This window comes from Microcoleus sp. A006_D1 (assembly GCF_036702805.1).
Lineage (GTDB): Bacteria > Cyanobacteriota > Cyanobacteriia > Cyanobacteriales > Microcoleaceae > Microcoleus.
In genome coordinates this window covers 104,838-122,841 of sequence record NZ_JAUBVZ010000008.1, presented here as the reverse complement: position 1 = coordinate 122,841, position 18,004 = coordinate 104,838, and the positions used below count along the sequence as shown (strand labels likewise).

Sequence of the window (18,004 nt, the reverse complement as noted above, 5' to 3'; positions counted from 1 at the left end):
TTTTGTTCAAATGCGAGTTTTCCTAGACGGTAACACCGATCGGTGTAACTACGTACTCAAAAATCAGAGTGCGAGTTTTTACTTTGTCTAGTTATGCTCAATTTTCAACTTATGACGATCGTAGCACACCTAGTATAACACTGATGAGTACGGGGATTGAACTTCACAAGGATCGCACAAGTCCAGCAGACTGACTAAAGTCTTGCTCGCCAGTGCCCATCCTGTTTTTTTCCCTAACTCACAGCAGTCACATTTCAATTGTACGATCGTCACGACCACTCTCGAACAAAGAAGTAACAGAGCAGGAGAGAGGAGAAGAATGCGAGGGGGAGAGTGCCAGAGGGGAACAACAATCTGCCGAAAGCCTTTTCCTGATGACTGATGACTGATGACTCTTCCTTCTGACTGTCAACTGTCAACTGTCAACTGTCAACTGTCAACTCTTCCTTCTCTAGCCTGTTAAACAATTCCCTCGATCACCGGATGAAAGTAGAACGCCAGGGCCAAAACCGCATAAGCTGCCAACAGCAAAGTACCTTCGAGCCAGTTAGACTTGCCATCAGAACTGATAGAATTCGCGATCAGCACCGACACCGTAACCGCTACAAGTTCAAACGGATTGAAGTCCAAATCCATGGGTTTGCCCAGGATAAAACCCGCCAAAACCAACACCGGGGCAACAAACAAAGCAATTTGCAAACTCGATCCCATAGCCACAGAAACCGACAAATCCATTTTATTCTTCATCGCCACCGTCACCGCCGTCGTGTGTTCGGCCGCGTTGCCAATAATCGGCACTAAAATTACCCCGGTAAACAGTGATGTCAGTCCCAAACGCGCCGTCGCTTCTTCTAGAGTACCCACTAGGAGTTCTGACTCGATCGCCACCATCAGCGTACAGCCCAACAGCACCCCAATCCACAAAGGCAGATTCACCTTGTGATCGGGACTGTCTGGTGCTAAGTTACTTTCGGCTAATTCTTCGAGCATTTCTATATCTGCCCCCTCTGCATCGTACAGATAACTGTGGGTTTTCATCGAAAACAGCAGCGTCAGCACGTAGACGAGAATCAGGACTACAGAAACAGCGCTAGAGAGGTTCTGCATAATTTCTGGAGCGATGCCGATAGAGGTGACATCAACAGCAGTCGGCACCAAAATGGCAATCACGGCTAGGTTCATCGCTGAAGCGTTCAACCGGGCGACTGTCGGCTGAAATTCTTGTTCTTTGTAGCGCAACCCGCCCAGCAGCATCGCAAATCCCATCACCAGCAGCAGGTTGCTGATAATTGAACCGGTGATGCTGGCCTTGACAACATCTATTAGTCCGGCGTTGAGGGCGACGATGCCGATAATCAGTTCCGTGGCATTTCCGAAGGTAGCGTTCAGCAAACCCCCCAAGTTGGTGCCGAGGACGACGGCGATTTCTTCGGTGGCCGTACCCATCCAAGCTGCTAAAGGGATAATGGCTAGGGCTGAGGTGATGAAGATGGTGGAGGATTCCCAGCCGAGAAAGTGTCCGGCGATGGAAACTGGGATAAATAACAGCAGGCTGGAAATTATGTTGGTTGTGTTTAGCATTTAGATTCTGAAAAGCTCCCAACCGTCAATCATAGCCTGATACCAAGTTTAGCCAAGGGAAGCGGAAAGCAATTGAGTGTTGGCCCAAAGCTGGGGGCGGGCGATCGCACTCACGTTGTTTGGTCAAAAGTTTGGGAAGATACTTAATAAAATTGAACAGCTTTCTGGAAAATTTGAAAATGACTCAGCCGACAACTAAGCTGCTACATAGATAAATTGCCTGCGATCAAGATCCGAGAGTGCGGGAGTGTCAATATATGTGACAGTTGGTGGCGGGCTCTAAAATGCGATGCCATAATTGAGCCGAGACTGTGTTTGCCATTCAACTTTTTGAACCCAATTCTCAATGAGATAATCTCACGGACATTTTAATCAATTTTTGGATGGGTTCGATCGCAGTGTCGAGCATGGCTCAGACAGTGTAAAGCTGTCAACTAATAACTAACAGCTATATCGATCGAGGAGTTTTGTCAACATGACTTTACCTGACATTACACTAGATATTCCTTCTGAAGATTTGTCGATCGCGAATCCCGCCAGTTATCCCGAAGTCACGCAACAGCTATCGGAAAACGTGATTTTCACCACAGTCGATGACATGATCAACTGGGCAAAAATGTCGAGTTTGTATCCGCTGATGTTTGGCACTGCTTGCTGCTTCATTGAATTTAGCGCCATCATCGCTTCCCGCTTTGATTTGGAACGATTCGGTATGTTTCCCCGGATGTCTCCCCGACAGGCAGATTTGATGATTACCGCAGGCACAATTACGATGAAGTACGCTCCTGTTTTGGTGCGGCTTTACGAACAAATGCCGGAGCCCAAATACGTGATTGCCATGGGGGCTTGCACGATTACAGGCGGAATGTTTAGTGCCGATTCTCCTACTGTGGTGCGGGGTGTGGACAAGCTAATTCCGGTGGATGTTTATTTGCCCGGATGTCCGCCCAGGCCTGAAGCAATCATGGATGCGATCGTCAAACTGCGTAAGAAGATTGCCAACGAGAGCTTGCAAGAACGGCAAAAGACAGAACCAACCCACCGCTACTACACCCGCCCTCACCGGATGAACGCTGTGCCGCTAATTCACGACGGAAAATACCTGGAAACCCATCAAGTTCCGCCGCCTGAACTTGTCTCATCGGGATTGCCTGCTTTACGGGAGTTTGAATCAATTCGGGCGATCGCCGCGTCATCGTGATTGAAACTCAAATCTGGGACGAGTCTCACCGAATAATATCATCTCCGCAGCCAAGATCATAATAAACTAGGTTTGATCGTTCGGAATGCGAGTCCGCATCCATCTGATACAGACGCTATTTCGATCGCCTCCTTCATCTGATATCAAAACAGAAAATATCTCTGCGCCATTGGCAAAACAGTTGCCGGTTCGCAAGTCAGCAATTCCCCGTCCGCCCTGACTTCATAGGTTTCTGGATCGACTTCCATCTGCGGCAAATAATCGTTGAGTTTCATATCTCTTTTACTAATCTGCCGCGTCCCCGAAACTGCTACAGTTGGCTTTTGTAAACCGAGCTGTGCTGCAATATCTCGATCGCGCGCAGCCTGACTGACAAAAGTCAGACAAGTCGCCCCAATCGCACCGCCAAAACTGCCAAACATCGGCCTCATGTGCACAGGCTGCGGCGTCGGAATGCTGGCATTAGCATCTCCCATCTGCCCGTAGGCGATCGCCCCACCCTTAATTACCAGTTCCGGTTTCACCCCAAAAAACGCCGGCCGCCACAAACATAAATCCGCCAACTTACCCTCTTCCACCGAACCCACATACTGACTAATTCCGTGAGTAATCGCCGGATTAATTGTATATTTTGCAATGTACCGCTTCGCCCGAAAATTATCATTTCTCCCCCCAGTGGAACGGGCATCTTGCCCGTCCAAATCTCCTGTGGAACGGGCATCTTGCCCGTCTCTTGTTATTGTGGAACGGGCATCTTGCCCGTCCAAATGACCTCTTTGCACCTTCATTTTATGTGCAGTTTGCCAAGTCCGAATAATCACCTCTCCAACTCTTCCCATCGCCTGCGAGTCCGAAGAAATCATACTAAACGCACCCAAATCGTGCAAAATATCCTCAGCAGCAATAGTTTCCCTTCTAATTCTCGACTCAGCAAAAGCCACATCTTCAGGAATCCCCCTATCCAAATGGTGGCAAACCATCAACATATCTAAATGTTCTTCCAAAGTATTGACAGTGTAAGGGCGAGTCGGGTTAGTAGACGAAGGCAAAACATTAGCTTGGCCGCAAACTTTAATAATATCCGGTGCGTGTCCGCCGCCTGCACCTTCAGTGTGGTAAGTGTGAATAGCGCGATTTTTAAACGCAGCAATTGTAGCTTCCACAAATCCCGCTTCATTGAGAGTATCGGTGTGAATTGCCACTTGCACGTCGTACTCGTCAGCTACATTCAAACAATTGTCGATCGTTGCTGGCGTAGTTCCCCAATCTTCGTGAAGTTTCAAACCCATTGCACCAGCAATAATTTGTTCGACTAATCCTTGGGGTTGACTGCTATTTCCTTTACCTGAAAAACCGATATTTACGGGGAAAGCATCGGCGGCTTGCAGCATTCTGTACATATGCCAAGGCCCGGGAGTGCAAGTTGTAGCGTTTGTACCCGTTGCTGGGCCTGTACCGCCGCCGATCATCGTAGTGACTCCAGAGGCGATCGCCACTTCGATTTGTTGCGGGCAAATAAAATGAATGTGAGTATCAACTCCCCCCGCCGTGAGAATCATTCCTTCACCAGCAATTACTTCTGTACCGGGCCCGATAATAATATCTACCCTATCTTGAATGTAAGGATTTCCGGCTTTACCAATTTTGTAAATCTTGCCGTCTTTAAGTCCAATATCTGCCTTAACAATTCCCCACCAATCCAATATTAAAGCATTAGTAATTACCGTGTCAACCGCACCATCAGCATTAGAAATAGGCGACTGTCCCATGCCGTCGCGAATGACTTTGCCACCGCCAAACTTAACTTCATCCCCGTAGGTTGTGAAGTCTTTTTCAACTTCTATAAATAATTCTGTATCGGCTAACCGCACGCGATCGCCCGTTGTCGGCCCGAAGGTTTCCGCGTAAGCGCGGCGATCCATTCTGTAACTCATGCTCGCTCCTAATATTAATAACTTTTTAGTTAGCAGTTGAGGCTAACTTTAATTATACTATGTCCAGAGTTACTCAATCTGAGTTATCAAATATTTACAATATTTACGCGCACGTTTTGGCGCACTATGAAAATTACTCCAGCATTTTCTTCAGTTGCCTTTTCAAAATATTCACATCCACCATCATATCCATACCAATCAAACTCCAATCTTCCGGGTCTTCGCTGTTATCAACCATCCGATGGTATTCTAATCCCAATAGCTGCGAAATGTAATAAAAATATGGTGGAGTGTACCCTCCATACAAGAATTCTAATACTTTTGTTCCCGGCTGACACCACAGCAAATTTGTCAAACCAGCGCCGTGAGGGCCGACAACCACCTGCGCTTCTGCAAACAGGCGAATTTGTTCATCCACAGTGCGCGAGACATCTTCCAATATTTCAAAATCAAACTCTTTCAATACCTCTCGCACTTGTGCCTCATTTTTCACCTGGCGCCGCCCGCTTCTAGACACATAAAGTTTTCTGTAAGGCTTTACCTTTTCCTGTAGACAGAATTTTTTCCGCAAAAGCTCTATATCGTAAGGACTGGGAAAATACCAGTCTTGATTGTTTCCCAACACGACGCTTTCTGCATGATATCCCGTATCTCTAGCGCGAGTGTCGATTAGCGAACTTTCAGGAATACCGAGTTTCCTCATAAATCCTAACTCAAAAGCTGTCTGGCGCAGAGGATAACAAATTTTGGCTTTTTGCCAAATTTCCTTACCTAAAGCCTCCTCAATCCGACAAAGTTTAGCTAGTACAAAAATAACATAATCGTAATAACTGCACCACAAATGCGACCAAGGCGCAACTACCAGCGGATAGGTAATTTGGTGAGGTTTGTAAGGCCATTCCAAAATGCCCGCACCGCTAATCCGAAAATCCAAGTCTAACAGCAATTTGTTATTTAGCAACGTGTTGCCAGACGTACAAATAGTGAGAGAATCTATTTGTTGATTCAAAGAAACTTTCCAAACATAATCCGGGTCAAAAGACACGGTTGTTTCTGTGGCAAAAAACCGAGAAGGCACTTTATTTACTGAGGTTAATGCAGATATGTTGATGGGTTCGTGCTGCTGTTTGTACAGGATGCTGTCGTCTAGCAATTTGATGCTGGTGCGCCGATCTAACGGGGTTCTCCAAACACGCCTCGATGTTTCCAGCAAGCTCTGCTTCAACATCTGTTTGATCTGGTCAACTAATTTTGGGTTTATCACTCGCTTTTACTGTGTATGTTTGGGGTTTTCACAACCAGTGTCGATCGCAAATAATCGATTTTAACTCGCTCAAAAGTCTGAGAATTAACTGACAAAACAAAGGCACTTCTGCACTTATGCTGAAAGCCGATAAAAAGTTTTGATATTGCTGTGTCACTCTCCCGGCGTAGGGCTATAAACGATTTTTAACTTAAAAATAAGTTGTTATAAAATTGCAGACTAAAAAATTACTACTCGCGAACTCTCTTCTGCTTTCATGGTTCAGCATCCAGATTTCCGTTCACTTTTGAGTTGAAGCCGTATACTTGACGGCTACCAACAAATGGCACTAATTGAATTTCTCTTTCATCTCCCGGTTCAAACCTAACTGCTGTACCTGCGGGGATATCCAACCGCATTCCTTTTGCTTGTTCTCGATTGAATTCTAAGGCTTCGTTTGTCTCATAGAAGTGATAGTGGGAACCGACTTGTATGGGTCGATCGCCCGTATTTCCGACCAGCAAGCTCACTGTTGGGCGATCGGCATTTAGCTCAATTTCACCGTCTGAAACAATCATTTCTCCCGGAATCATATCTGTCTCCTGCGATTTTTTGCTATTAAATATTTAACGAATCGGATCGTGGACTGTCACCAACTTTGTTCCGTCAGGAAAAGTCGCCTCAACTTGCACTTCATGCACCATTTCCGGTATTCCTTCCATCACATCTTCCCGCGTCAGCAGAGTTGTCCCGTAACTCATTAAATCTGCGACGGTGAGGCCATCTCTTGCTCCTTCTAAAATCGCGGCTGAAATGTAGGCTAGCGCTTCTGGATAGTTTAATTTTAAACCTCTTTGTTTCCGGCGCTCTGCTACCAGGGCGGCGGTGAAAATCAGCAGTTTGTCTTTTTCTTGGGGGGTAAGCTGCATTTTTATTCTTGTAAGTGCGATCGCATTATTTATTCAAGTTCAACTCTTAGCGGCTGCCAATCATTGCTAATTACATCCCATGACTCAAGATAGTGTTAACATCCGGTTGGTGTCAAGGTGGTTATGCTTTTATTTTTGGACTTTAGCAGAGAACCGAAAACAGAGTGTTTGTCGATCGCACATTTCTGACAAAACTCGGCTATCTTGTCGGGGGGAATGTCAATCGGAAGTTGTATGTCTGGCGCTGGGGGCTGGTGTTGCATTTTATTTGTTGCAGCGGGAAGAGAAAGTATCTGAAACTAAAAAACTAAAAGAGAATGCTATTTTATCCAAACTCTGGGCAAACAGCAAGGGCGTTCCCAAAAAGACGGGCGCAGCAATTGCCAAATGCTGACAAACCAGTCTCTGGCGGCAGCGGTGGACGAACCGCGATACCGACACAGTAAACCGTTGGGAATGCGAGTAACGCCCGCAGTATAATTAACAGCCACAGATGCCGGATAAATTGTTTCTTCGCACCGCAAAGCTCGCACTTTTTCTACTATATCTGCTGTTACGGGTTCGCCGATCCAAGCCAGGGTAGCGACAACGGGTTTTCCGGCTAAGCCGTGAGGACTTTCGAGCATTTTGCTTCCGCCTTTTAGCCATTGTCTGTCAATCCACAGAGGGCTGTTTTGCTGCCAGATCTCGGTGTGCGATCGCCATTCTCCAGACAAGAATTTTTCGCCCCTAGCACTGCGTCCAAAGCGCGTAATTTCCCAGAGCAAAATACTGGCTTGCGGCGCTAATTCTACCCGCAAATCTTGCCGATAAATTGCGCCGTCGAAAACGATTGTTTCCTGCGGTAGCCATTCTAAATTAGCGCCGGAATCTACTTGAATGTCAATATTTTGTTGTGCTGACTGTCCGCTGCTACGATAGATTTTAGCAGCGGCGGCGGTGGTGATTAAGGCTTTGGCGTTTGGTTGGAGGTGGAAATTGAGCGAAAGGCGATCGCCCCCGACAACTCCCCCAGCCGTGTGCAAAACTACGCTGTGACAAACCTCTTTCCCTTCAGGATAAAACGGACGCTGCACCTTGAGGGGCGCTTGCATTTGATTGTGAATGATTTGAGTTGCGCCGGATCGGTTCGCGTAGACTAAATTCAGTCTACCGTGCCAACCATTTATCTTATTTGCAGCTTGTTCAGTCGAAGGTTCACTCACAGATTTTTGCTAAAAACAGCCACTATCAAAAACATACCACGACTGCTGCACCGTCAATCAACTTTTTAAATCATCTAGATATCCCTGGCACACCCCGGATAGTCCCTACTTTATTTCATCGGATTGAAAACTGTTATATACTAATTAATCAGGCCTTTAAAACTATCCTCCCATGCCAGCTACCCCCGACAGCCTCCAGAAATTCGTCGCTTACTGCCAACAACATATTACTGGCGATGAAAAAGGACAAGCACAAGTATTTTTAGACCGCTTTTTTCAGGCATTCGGTCACGAGGGGGCATTGGAAGCTGGCGCAACCTATGAAGAACGCATCGAAAAGGCTAGCAAGAAAGGTCAAATGGGATTTGCTGATTTGGTGTGGAAAAAGCACGTTTTAATAGAAATGAAAAAGCGGGGAGAAGACCTCACAAAAAGGGAGTATCGCGCCCAAACTGAGCGGTATTATCTGCGCCTCAAAAAAGAAGATCGCCCTCGCTACGTGATGATGTGCAATTTCGATGAATTTCACATTTACGATTTTGATCTTCAGCCCGATGAACCTTTAGACATTATAGCATTAAAGCAATTACCAGCGCGATCGCCTGCTTTTGCCTTTATGGAATCTGTCGCCCGCCGCGCCATATTCAAAAATAACCAAGTCGAGATTACAGAGAAAGCTGCTAGCAGAATGGGGATGTTGCTGGAAATGCTAATTGAGCGCGAAAAAGAGCGCAAATCTCCTAAATTTAATCAGCTTCAAGCCCAGCGATTTGTGTTGCAGTGCGTGTTAGCAATGTTTGCTGAAGATAGGGGACTTTTGCCGCTAGGACTCTTTACTCGCTGCGTCAAAGATTGTCTGGAAGGGGCAAGTACCTACGATGTTTTGGGGGGTTTATTTCAAGCAATGAACCAGGATGGAGTCACGCCTGCGGGACGTTATGAAGGTGTGGAATATTTTAACGGCGGCTTATTTTCAGAGATTCACCCCATAGAATTACAACCAGGTGAGTTAAAAATTCTCGAAGTTTGTGCCGAACAAAATTGGAGTAAAGTACGCCCTTCTATTTTTGGCAATATCTTTGAGGGGGCGTTGAAGAATGATAAAAAACAACGACACGCACATGGCATTCACTTCACATCTGAAGGAGACATTCGGCGGATTGTTTTGCCAACGATTACTTATTACTGGGAGGAACGGATTCAAGCTGCAACTACAGTTAAGGAACTGCAAAGTCTGCACCAGGAAATAGGTAGATATCGGGTACTAGATCCAGCCTGCGGTTCAGGAAATTTTCTCTATGTGGCATATCAGGAACTCAAGCATATTGAAAAGTTATTGTTAGATAAGTTAAATGAGTTTGAAGGTTCAAAGTTTCACCTTTCAGTAGTTACGCCACAGCAATTTTATGGCATGGATATTAACTCGTTTGCGGTGGAGTTGGCGCGGGTGACGCTGATGATTGGCCGCAAGGTGGCGATTGATAATTTGGGATTGCAAGAACCTTCTTTGCCTTTGGATACTTTGGATCAAAATATTGTCTGTGCTGATGCTTTGTTTACTGATTGGGTGAAGGCTGACGCGATTATCGGAAATCCGCCATTTTTAGGGGGAAAGCATATGAGAATGACACTAAATGACAAATATATTGACCGCGTATTTGAACGGTTTTCAGATGTCAAAGATTCTGTGGATTTTTGCTCTTATTGGTTTCGGATTGCTCATAATAATTTAGGCAGTAATGGCAGGGCTGGTTTGGTGGCTACCAATTCAATCAGTCAAGGGAAAAGCCGCGTTGCTGGTTTAGATTATATTGTTCAAAATGGCGGTTATATTTATGATGCTATTTCTACTCAACCTTGGTCTGGTGAAGCTAAAGTTCATGTAAGTATTGTTAATTGGAGCAAGGAAGAGCCGAAACGTTACATTTTAGATAGCCGCCCAGTTTTAAGTATTAATTCTTCGCTGCAAGCTACGATTGATGTTTCTCAAGCGGCGAAATTGTTAGCTAATTCAAACAGATGCTTTCAAGGTGTAATTCCGGTTGGAAAAGGATTTATTGTAACTCAGCAACAAGTTGAGGATTGGGTTAAAGCAGATGCTGAAAACCAAGAGGTTCTTAAACTATTTTCAATGGGTGGAAATCTAGCAAAAAATCCTAACGGTACGCCGGAACGCTGGATTATTGACTTTAATGATATGAACATTGAAGACGCGAGTGAATACGTGCAGCCTTTTGAATATGTGAAAGCTAATGTTAAGCCAGAACGGGATGGTAATCGGAGAGAATTAACTAAACTTAATTGGTGGAAATATGGGGAAAAGCGACCTGCAATGAGAAAGGCGATCGCACTATTATCTTACTACTTTACTGTGCCCAGAGTCTCGAAATGGGCTGTGTTCATTCCCGCCCCCGTTAGCTGGCTGCCTGGAGATAAATCAGTAGTTGTTGCTTCAGAAGACTTTTATATTCTTGGCATTCTCTCATCTAAAGTACACCGGACTTGGATGCACGCTCAAAAATCAACTCTCAAAGCAGATATCGCTTATACCCACAATACCTGTTTTGAAACTTTCCCATTTCCCCAGACAGCAGCGCAGCAATTAGTAGAGCAAATTCGGGCAACTGCTGTCGAAATGCACCAATATCGCACTCAACAAATGTTAGCAAAACAGTGGGGAATTACTCAACTTTACAATAAATTTTTTGAAGAACCAACCAGCCAACTTTATAAACTCCATGCTAAGCTCGATCGCCAAGTAATGCAAGCTTACGGATTTACTCACAGCGACGATATTTTAGCAAAACTGCTGGAATTGAACCTAGAAGTGGCAGAAAAAGAAAAACGGGGAGAACCCGTAGTTGGGCCTTGTGCCACCAACTGAGTAAAAATACTAATCGCAGTTATTATAAGTTTTGTAACTATCCGTAGAATCACATAGATTGTTGATACAGATCACAAACACTCCAGTTTAAGAACAGAGATAATTAAGAGGGGATCAGCTAAATCGCGTCGGCTGGCAGCGAAAACAGCGATTCCTCTGGCAGACTTAAGACAAAGATCAGTTTCGACATTTTGTACGCAACCGACTGTCCGCCCCAAAAAAACGCCAAGAGTTAAAACCCAGAAAAACTATCGGATCTCCCGATCGCGTATTTTCAGGAGTAAGCACCGAAACATTAAGGGTTTTAACTTGCGTTAAATGATTAACCGAGAAATGGAGGTTTTGGCTGTTTCTCGATATTACAAAAAATTGTGCAGGATGTCAACTACTCCTGATTTGTTTGGGAGAAACTTTCAATGTTATTATTTACCGACACTCAGCCCCAAGATTGCCAAGTAGAGCAATCTCACCCTGCTAAAAAAAGCTTGTTACAGAATTCATCCATTAATCTAAATTGGGTAAGAAGACGATTCAATCATTTGCGGATCGGTCAAAAAATTAGCTACGGCTACGCTTTAGCGATCGGCATAGCGATTGTTGGCACGGGTGCGGGACTGAAAGTAGGAGACTACTTTCGCAAGCAAGCTTTAATTCAGGTAAATGTTGCTGGGCAGCAGCAGCAACTGCTGCAAAATTTGCAAAATAGCGTATTTGCAGCCCGATCGCACGCGGCGAGATTGCCGGCAGTTTTGGGAAACGCCGTGTGGCTGAAATACGAACACGATCGGTTTGTCAAGCAAATCACTCAGGCGAAAATCCTGATTTCCGAAATTCAACTTTTTGCCAGAAAACATCCCGACAGGCTAGCAATAGAAGAGAAAAATTTGCAGTCTACATTACAAAGGTATGCGCTCGTCATTGATTACTATGCTCAGCTAACTAAACTGCAATTAAAAGAAGCCGGAGTATGGGATTTGCAGGCCAACCGCATCGATGCCGCACAGCTACAGATGTTGAGGACTAGCAGCGACGAAGAGGCGATCGTACTAGATAACCTTGCTGACAATTTGACCGAAGTAATTGCTACAATTGAAGTTCAAAAACTGCAAGGAGCGGAAGCATTAGAAGAAGCTGAAGCTTTGCGAAACCGCATTATTCTGGGGAGTATGGTGATTTCAGCACTGATCGCCGTCGCGCTGGCGGACAAAACCAGCCGCGCGATCGCCCAACCGCTCGAAACAGTGACTAACGTCGCCCAGCAAGTCGCCCGCGAATCTAATTTTAACCTGCAAGTACCGGTCACAACCGCAGACGAAATCGGAGTTTTAGCAGATTCTTTCAATCAATTGATTCAGCGAGTTAGCGAGTATACAAAAGAACTCAAACAAACTCAATCCCAATTAATTCAGACCGAAAAAATGTCGTCTCTCGGTCAAATGGTGGCAGGGATCGCCCACGAAATCAACAATCCTGTCAACTTCATCGGCGGCAACATTGATCATGCCAACCAATACATCCAAGATTTGGCAGGTTTGGTAACTCTCTATCAAGAATACTATCCAAACCCACCAGATGCTATTCTAGAGCGCATCGAAGACATTGAACTCGAATTTCTCAGAGAAGATTTGCCAAAAACCCTCTGTTCGATGAAAATGGGAGCCGATCGCATCCGCGAAATTGTCGTATCCATGCGGAATTTTTCCCGCTTAGACGACGGCAAAATGAAAGCGGCGGACATTCACGAAGGAATAGACAGCACCCTGGTAATTCTAAATCACCGGCTCAAACAAGGTATTCAAATTATTAAAGAATACGGCAATTTGCCTCTGGTTGAGTGCTATGGATCGCAACTGAATCAAGTATTTATGAACGTGATCGGCAATGCAATAGATGCGCTGGAGGAGGTGAAAAAGGCAGACAAAGAATTTTCGCCAACGATTTGGATTAGCACGGAAGTTATGGCAGACAAGGCTGTCACTGTCAAGATTCGGGATAACGGGCCGGGAATTGCAGCAGCCAGTGCCCAACAGATATTTGACCCGTTTTTTACTACAAAGTCGATCGGCAAAGGCACTGGATTGGGATTAGCTATTTCCTATCAAATCGTTGCCAAGCATCAAGGCAAAATTGAGATGAATTCCGAAATAGGACAGGGCACAGAATTTGCGATTACTTTGCCAGTTGCTGCGTGATATTGCACAAATCTGGGACGGGATCAAAGCCCATCCCACAAATCTTGCAAGAATTACTATAAGCTGGCGCGCATCTAATTTGAAGAATCTTCTTTCTTAAAACTCTTGTGGGGCGTTGCTCTGAGCATCGCCCAGAAAAATAAAGTTAAATGCCGCAACAGCTTGTTAACTCAAAAAACATGGAATTATATGGGGGTGGAGGGACTTGAACCCACACGACCGTTTCGGGTCAACGGATTTTAAGTCCGTAGCGTCTACCATTCCGCCACACCCCCCTTTCGTGAAATTGCTGTGGATTTGAGCCACTGACAACAACAGCCTTTTATTCTACAACCAAACCCCAATTTACGCAACCCCTAATCGAAAAATTCCCAAAAGTCGCGCTGGTTCTCCCCAAGCGGTACAATAGTTAACCAGCTAGCGGAGCGTGTCAGCCCACTTACCCTGTTATTTTCCCCCTAAATCAAATCTATGTATATTACCTTACTGCTTTACGCCGTCTTGGCAGGAGCCTACCTCCTGGTAGTACCCGCAGCCACCTACGCTTACCTGAACAGCCGCTGGTACGTGGCCACCTCTTTTGAGCGCGGCTTCATGTACTTCTTGATGTTCTTCTTTTTTCCAGGTATGTTTCTCCTAGCTCCCTTTTTGAATTTTCGCCCCAAACGGCGGCAGATAGAAGCCTAAATGCGACGTATTGACGTAATTGGAATCAGTCTCGGCTTTTTTGTAGCAGGTGGGTTGGCCTACTTGGTGCTGCAATTCGCCGGACTCGACAGCATGAATGCAGGGATTTGGAGTCAGCTATTTTTGGTTGTCGGCTTGATTGGCTGGCTGGTGACTTATTTATTTCGAGCGCTGACTCAAAGTATGACCTACAGCCAGCAACTGAAAGAGTACAAAGACGCTGTTTTGCAGAAGCAGCTAGAGGCACTCACTCCCGAAGAATTAGCCAAACTTCAAGCCGAAATTGAGCAGGAAAAAGATAGTTAGTTACTTGTTATTGGTTATTAGTTGTTAGTTATTGGTCGTTAGTTATTAGTTATTAGTAATTGCAACAAACACAAAAAACTAACAACTAACAAATAACCAATAACCAATAACCAATAACAATTGACTAATGACCACCGACTAATTACTAATAACTAATGACTATTTCTAATTGTTTTGAAACGTTGCGCAAAAGCAACCAATGTGCATTAATTCCTTTTATTACTGCTGGCGATCCAGACTTGGAGACAACGGCTAAAGCACTGCAAGTTTTGGATGATAACGGTGCAGATGCGATCGAGCTTGGCGTTCCCTATTCTGACCCGCTAGCTGACGGGCCTGTGATTCAAGCCGCTGCTACTAGGGCTTTGCAGCGGGGAACGCGGTTAGATCCGGTGCTGGAAATGGTAGCGAAAGTTAGTCCGAATTTGCGATCGCCCATAATTCTCTTTACATACTACAACCCGATTTTGTACCGAGGTATCGAAACCTTCTTGCAGCAAATCAAAAGTGCTGGAGTTCAGGGATTAGTTGTACCAGATTTGCCCTTAGAAGAAGCCGACAGTCTCATCCAACCGGCCAACAAATTAGGGATTGAACTAACATTATTAGTTGCTCCGACAAGTCCCAAAAGTCGCATAGAGGCGATCGCCCGCCAGTCTCAAGGATTTATTTACTTAGTCAGCGTGACGGGGGTGACGGGAGTGCGCGAAGGCTTAGACACGCGAGCAAAAGAGTTGCTGCAAGAAATCCGCAGCATCACCGAAAAACCCATCGGTGTCGGGTTTGGTATCTCGAAACCCGAACACGCTCGGCAAGTGAAAGAATGGGGTGCAGACGCTGTGATTGTTGGCAGTGCTTTTGTCAAACGCTTGGCCCAAGGCACTCCAGAAGAAGGCTTAGAATCGATCGGCGAATTCTGCAAGAGTCTAAAAACAGCGATTCAAAATGATTAGCAACTGTGCAGATACTTTCAGCCATTAGACAGATGTGTGCGATCGCCACGTGCGGCGACAATTGCGACTAAAGACCTTGTTGTACTTGAGATCATACACCCCCTTCCTTCTGGTTCCTGACCGGAAGGTTTTTTTTTTGCTCCCAAAACGCAAAATTTTTCAACGCAGTGTACGCGCTCAGTAGCAAATATAACTTGAGGAATCTAACTTGAGATAGATGAAAAACTCCTGTTTCTATTCGTATACTTAAAAAAGTGTCTAAACGCCTAATTCTTTAATGCTAGCCATCTACAGAACCAGCAAGCATTTGAGCATCTCACAATAGAAAGGAGCATTTTTATGAACCGACTAACTGCGTTTCTGAAAAAAATTCGAGCTGTACAAATTTTAACAGTGTTTCTCGCCGGCATTTTAGTATTAGTGAGCACTGCCTGTACTCGCGCTGATGTAATGTCAGAAAAAACGTCCGAGCCAACAGCAAAAACCTCCGACCTAATTAGAGAAGAAGTGCCTTCAGGGGCTGTAACTTCCGAATACAAAGGCGGCCAGAATCAATACAGTGATGACGATCCCAGAAACCCAAACGTTACAGCAGCAGAAGCAAAAGCTCAGCTTCTCAAGGATCAAGCGCAGCAACGCATCGACACCAAATCTAGCAGCAATGTCGGCGAAAACGTGCGGCGGGTAGCGGACGATGCGCCGGACAAACTCGACCAAATTGGCGAAAAACTCAATGACGATGTTCGCACGGCTCAGCAGAAAGCTGATAACTTTGGCGACAAAACCAAACAAGGTTTTGCTAATCTTAAAGAAAACACTCGGGAAGGCTTGAAGGGAGCAAAAGACATTGTTAAAGAAGCGACAGAGGGAGCAAAAGAAAGAGTAGCAGAAGGTACTGAGTCGCTGAAATACAATACCGCCAAAGGTCAAGAAAATGTCAAAAATGCAGCGCGCAATGTAAAATACAGCGCTGAAGATACCTCCGACAAGGTTCGCGCCAAGGTGAATCGAGATATCGACAAAACTCAACGAGCAGCAGAAAGAGCCGCAGACGCGATCGACTAATTTCAAATAACCTTGAGAAACGAAGCAATCTCAATTTTTGCGATTGCTTCGTTTTTCGCCCAGAACCGGCAATAGATATGTCAACCTACTTACCAGAAAGAATTGGTTTAAAGCCGGAACCCTGATCGGGGAGAAATTAAAAGAAAACTATTCATTACTCCAATCCTCTTCCTTTTAAGTAGAGGTCGCCCTCATCCCTTCGACTGCGCGAGCGGGCAAGCTGTCAACTGTCAACTGTCAACTGTCAACTGAATGAAGGATTTTTATCGCCCTTAATTGTTGACATTTTCCCAATCTTCCAGTGCTGCTTTTGCACCAGCTTCTACCATCAAACTCAAGTCGCAACCGTATTCTCCGGCACAACTAAAAGAACCAAGATCTAGCAAATAAAGCTCTCCGTCTGATTCGCAAATATCTATTGAATAAAGAGCTTCTGGATACCAGCTCACTTGCTTTAATACTTGAGTCAGATAGTTTTCTAAATAACCTCCTCTGATTGTTTCAACGACTCTTTCTTCTCCGACTAAGTAGAGAGAACCGGTAATAATTTGATTTTTATAAACAAAGAATCTCCACTCTTTAGTAATTGCTCGCTGGCGACTGACTAATACTAAAGTTGTTTCATCTCTTTTTAGTTCGCTTCCCAGAGACTGCACGGTATTTAAGATATTCAGGTTGAAAACCCCAGCCCTAAACGATTTCATATTGCTGTCGGGCCTGACAAACAAATCTCCGTCCGATCTGAAGTATTCGAGAATTTCTGCTCTTCTTCTTACCAATTCTCCCAAAGAGAGAATGAAGTATTTGTTATTTAGTAAATATTGACCGAAGTAAGTGTAGTAGGTGGAGCAGCGGAGATTTTTTTCATCCATATAAGCTCCGGGAATCCAAGATGTTCTCAAGATATCCCGACCTAAATTTAAACTTCCTTTAAATAATACACAATCGTGGTCGGGAAAATATTGGTTTGCTGCTTCTGGGCGAAAATTGAGATATTTTATTTCTTTGTATGTATATCCTTGTTTCTGCAATTCTCCGATAAATTGCTCTTCCACATCAGAGATATCTTTTTCAATCAGCCATTTTACTGGTTTCATATCGACTTATTTTCAATTTACTTAGCTATACATTGTATTTAGCCAGACCCACTACTGTCGCGATCCTACGGTCTTTCTCGTTCATTTCACCGCATTTAATATTCACCGCAGCAACTTATACCTAAGTATAAGGCTCTAATCCCGATCGCCCAAGTATAAAATATTGTTACTTAGCAGAGTATGGGCATTTTAGATCTACAGCTCGAAAATTATGCTATTTATGTCCTAAGATAGATACACTAACTATTTTTAAGTTAATGCCGGGGTTGGGGTCAGCGGATATGGATGCAACAGTAGATGTAGTAGATTTGACAGTAATGCCTGGATATCGCCCGATCGCTCGATTTTACATTAATTCTCGCTCGCCTGCTGTCCCGGCAGCACCCGAGAAACACCCGCAGCCCGGTAGCAGCAAACTCTTGCAGTTTCGTAACCGGCGCGCGAATGTCAAAAATCTTGACATCTAGGACACAATTACAGCAGTATAAAATCCTGCGCAGGCAATTACAGCCTGGTTGTGGCTCCCAGAATGCGATCGAGCTGCATCAACTGCTGTTAATTACATCGCTCTCAATCATCCTCAAGCCAACAAACTTTCACGGGCGCAACTCGAACCGAGTCGCATCATTGACAAATATATGAAATCTGGCAAGATGGGAATTTATCTTGACTGTTATCTACCCAATTGAGCGGACTCAAATTTAGAAAATAGAGGCGACAGATACGC

The 18,004-nt window shown here is 44.9% G+C and carries 16 protein-coding genes and 1 tRNA gene; 9 read left to right on the top strand and 8 right to left on the bottom strand.

All coding sequences use genetic code 11. The annotated features are described in order from the left end of the window. Positions 1–459 precede the first annotated feature (459 nt). The gene (gene cax, locus QUB68_RS16415) at positions 460–1,581 is read right to left on the bottom strand and encodes a calcium/proton exchanger (RefSeq protein WP_332994345.1); all 1,122 of its coding nucleotides are present in this window, start codon (positions 1,579–1,581) and stop codon (positions 460–462) included. 475 nt (positions 1,582–2,056) lie between these two features. Between cax and nuoB the strand changes: the two genes are divergently transcribed. After that, entirely contained in the window at positions 2,057–2,782 is a 726-nt protein-coding gene (nuoB, locus tag QUB68_RS16410; protein ID WP_332994344.1) for an NADH-quinone oxidoreductase subunit NuoB, read from the top strand. Positions 2,783–2,925: 143 nt separating this feature from the next. On the opposite strand, the gene ureC is transcribed toward nuoB, so the two are convergent. The 5 genes from ureC to QUB68_RS16385 all read right to left on the bottom strand — a co-directional run bounded on the left by ureC (position 2,926) and on the right by QUB68_RS16385 (position 8,093). After that, positions 2,926–4,716, bottom strand: a complete 1,791-nt coding sequence (ureC, locus tag QUB68_RS16405) for an urease subunit alpha (protein WP_332994342.1) — start codon at positions 4,714–4,716, stop codon at positions 2,926–2,928. Between the two features lie 133 nt (positions 4,717–4,849). Further along, positions 4,850–5,944 carry a glycosyltransferase family 61 protein gene (locus tag QUB68_RS16400; RefSeq protein ID WP_332994341.1) on the bottom strand — a complete coding sequence of 365 codons (1,095 nt, stop codon included), beginning with the start codon at positions 5,942–5,944 and terminating at the stop codon, positions 4,850–4,852. Positions 5,945–6,234: 290 nt separating this feature from the next. Further along, positions 6,235–6,552, bottom strand: a complete 318-nt coding sequence (locus QUB68_RS16395) for an urease subunit beta (RefSeq protein WP_332994339.1) — start codon at positions 6,550–6,552, stop codon at positions 6,235–6,237. Positions 6,553–6,585: 33 nt separating this feature from the next. Then, a complete protein-coding gene (gene ureA / locus QUB68_RS16390) occupies positions 6,586–6,888 on the bottom strand; it encodes an urease subunit gamma (RefSeq protein WP_015179363.1) in 303 nt (100 codons plus the stop codon). Positions 6,889–7,208: 320 nt separating this feature from the next. Continuing rightward, a complete protein-coding gene (locus tag QUB68_RS16385) occupies positions 7,209–8,093 on the bottom strand; it encodes an urease accessory protein UreD (protein ID WP_332994337.1) in 885 nt (294 codons plus the stop codon). 172 nt (positions 8,094–8,265) lie between these two features. Here QUB68_RS16385 and QUB68_RS16380 point away from each other — a divergent pair, with 172 nt between their 5' ends. After that, positions 8,266–10,977 (top strand): DNA methyltransferase, encoded by a 2,712-nt coding sequence (locus QUB68_RS16380; RefSeq protein ID WP_332994334.1) that lies wholly within the window; start codon positions 8,266–8,268, stop codon positions 10,975–10,977. Positions 10,978–11,393: 416 nt separating this feature from the next. Next, the gene (locus QUB68_RS16375; protein ID WP_332994332.1) at positions 11,394–13,169 is read left to right on the top strand and encodes a sensor histidine kinase; all 1,776 of its coding nucleotides are present in this window, start codon (positions 11,394–11,396) and stop codon (positions 13,167–13,169) included. 190 nt (positions 13,170–13,359) lie between these two features. Here QUB68_RS16375 and QUB68_RS16370 read toward each other — a convergent pair. Beyond that, positions 13,360–13,444: transfer RNA gene (locus QUB68_RS16370), tRNA-Leu, on the bottom strand. A 196-nt stretch (positions 13,445–13,640) separates the two neighbouring features. On the opposite strand from QUB68_RS16370, the gene ndhL reads away from it, so the two are divergent. The 4 genes from ndhL to QUB68_RS16350 all read left to right on the top strand — a co-directional run bounded on the left by ndhL (position 13,641) and on the right by QUB68_RS16350 (position 16,180). After that, the gene (gene ndhL / locus QUB68_RS16365; RefSeq protein WP_193972727.1) at positions 13,641–13,856 is read left to right on the top strand and encodes an NAD(P)H-quinone oxidoreductase subunit L; all 216 of its coding nucleotides are present in this window, start codon (positions 13,641–13,643) and stop codon (positions 13,854–13,856) included. Then, the gene (locus QUB68_RS16360) at positions 13,857–14,162 is read left to right on the top strand and encodes a DUF3007 family protein (protein WP_332994330.1); all 306 of its coding nucleotides are present in this window, start codon (positions 13,857–13,859) and stop codon (positions 14,160–14,162) included. 155 nt (positions 14,163–14,317) lie between these two features. After that, a complete protein-coding gene (trpA, locus tag QUB68_RS16355) occupies positions 14,318–15,115 on the top strand; it encodes a tryptophan synthase subunit alpha (RefSeq protein WP_332994328.1) in 798 nt (265 codons plus the stop codon). 339 nt (positions 15,116–15,454) lie between these two features. Then, the gene (locus tag QUB68_RS16350; RefSeq protein ID WP_332994326.1) at positions 15,455–16,180 is read left to right on the top strand and encodes a DUF6658 family protein; all 726 of its coding nucleotides are present in this window, start codon (positions 15,455–15,457) and stop codon (positions 16,178–16,180) included. Between the two features lie 272 nt (positions 16,181–16,452). Here QUB68_RS16350 and QUB68_RS16345 read toward each other — a convergent pair whose 3' ends face one another. After that, positions 16,453–17,277: an ATP-grasp domain-containing protein gene (locus QUB68_RS16345; protein WP_332994322.1), complete on the bottom strand. Its 825-nt coding sequence runs from the start codon at positions 17,275–17,277 to the stop codon at positions 16,453–16,455. A 281-nt stretch (positions 17,278–17,558) separates the two neighbouring features. Between QUB68_RS16345 and QUB68_RS16340 the strand changes: the two genes are divergently transcribed. Together QUB68_RS16340 and QUB68_RS16335 are read left to right on the top strand one after the other, a co-directional pair. Next, a complete protein-coding gene (locus QUB68_RS16340; protein WP_332994321.1) occupies positions 17,559–17,744 on the top strand; it encodes a hypothetical protein in 186 nt (61 codons plus the stop codon). Between the two features lie 48 nt (positions 17,745–17,792). Further along, on the top strand, positions 17,793–17,966 hold the full coding sequence (locus tag QUB68_RS16335) for a hypothetical protein (protein WP_332994318.1): 174 nt from the start codon (positions 17,793–17,795) through the stop codon (positions 17,964–17,966). Positions 17,967–18,004: the final 38 nt, after the last annotated feature.

Coding starts and splice junctions, on each gene's coding strand:
- QUB68_RS16400 (WP_332994341.1), bottom strand. CDS start 5,944: ATGTTGAAGCAGAGCTTGCTGGAAACATCGAGGCGTGTTTGGAGAACC.
- trpA (WP_332994328.1), top strand. CDS start 14,318: ATGACTATTTCTAATTGTTTTGAAACGTTGCGCAAAAGCAACCAATGT.
- QUB68_RS16345 (WP_332994322.1), bottom strand. CDS start 17,277: ATGAAACCAGTAAAATGGCTGATTGAAAAAGATATCTCTGATGTGGAA.
- cax (WP_332994345.1), bottom strand. CDS start 1,581: ATGCTAAACACAACCAACATAATTTCCAGCCTGCTGTTATTTATCCCA.
- QUB68_RS16360 (WP_332994330.1), top strand. CDS start 13,857: ATGCGACGTATTGACGTAATTGGAATCAGTCTCGGCTTTTTTGTAGCA.
- ndhL (WP_193972727.1), top strand. CDS start 13,641: ATGTATATTACCTTACTGCTTTACGCCGTCTTGGCAGGAGCCTACCTC.
- ureC (WP_332994342.1), bottom strand. CDS start 4,716: ATGAGTTACAGAATGGATCGCCGCGCTTACGCGGAAACCTTCGGGCCG.
- QUB68_RS16395 (WP_332994339.1), bottom strand. CDS start 6,552: ATGATTCCGGGAGAAATGATTGTTTCAGACGGTGAAATTGAGCTAAAT.
- QUB68_RS16375 (WP_332994332.1), top strand. CDS start 11,394: ATGTTATTATTTACCGACACTCAGCCCCAAGATTGCCAAGTAGAGCAA.
- QUB68_RS16350 (WP_332994326.1), top strand. CDS start 15,455: ATGAACCGACTAACTGCGTTTCTGAAAAAAATTCGAGCTGTACAAATT.
- QUB68_RS16340 (WP_332994321.1), top strand. CDS start 17,559: ATGGATGCAACAGTAGATGTAGTAGATTTGACAGTAATGCCTGGATAT.
- nuoB (WP_332994344.1), top strand. CDS start 2,057: ATGACTTTACCTGACATTACACTAGATATTCCTTCTGAAGATTTGTCG.
- QUB68_RS16380 (WP_332994334.1), top strand. CDS start 8,266: ATGCCAGCTACCCCCGACAGCCTCCAGAAATTCGTCGCTTACTGCCAA.
- ureA (WP_015179363.1), bottom strand. CDS start 6,888: ATGCAGCTTACCCCCCAAGAAAAAGACAAACTGCTGATTTTCACCGCC.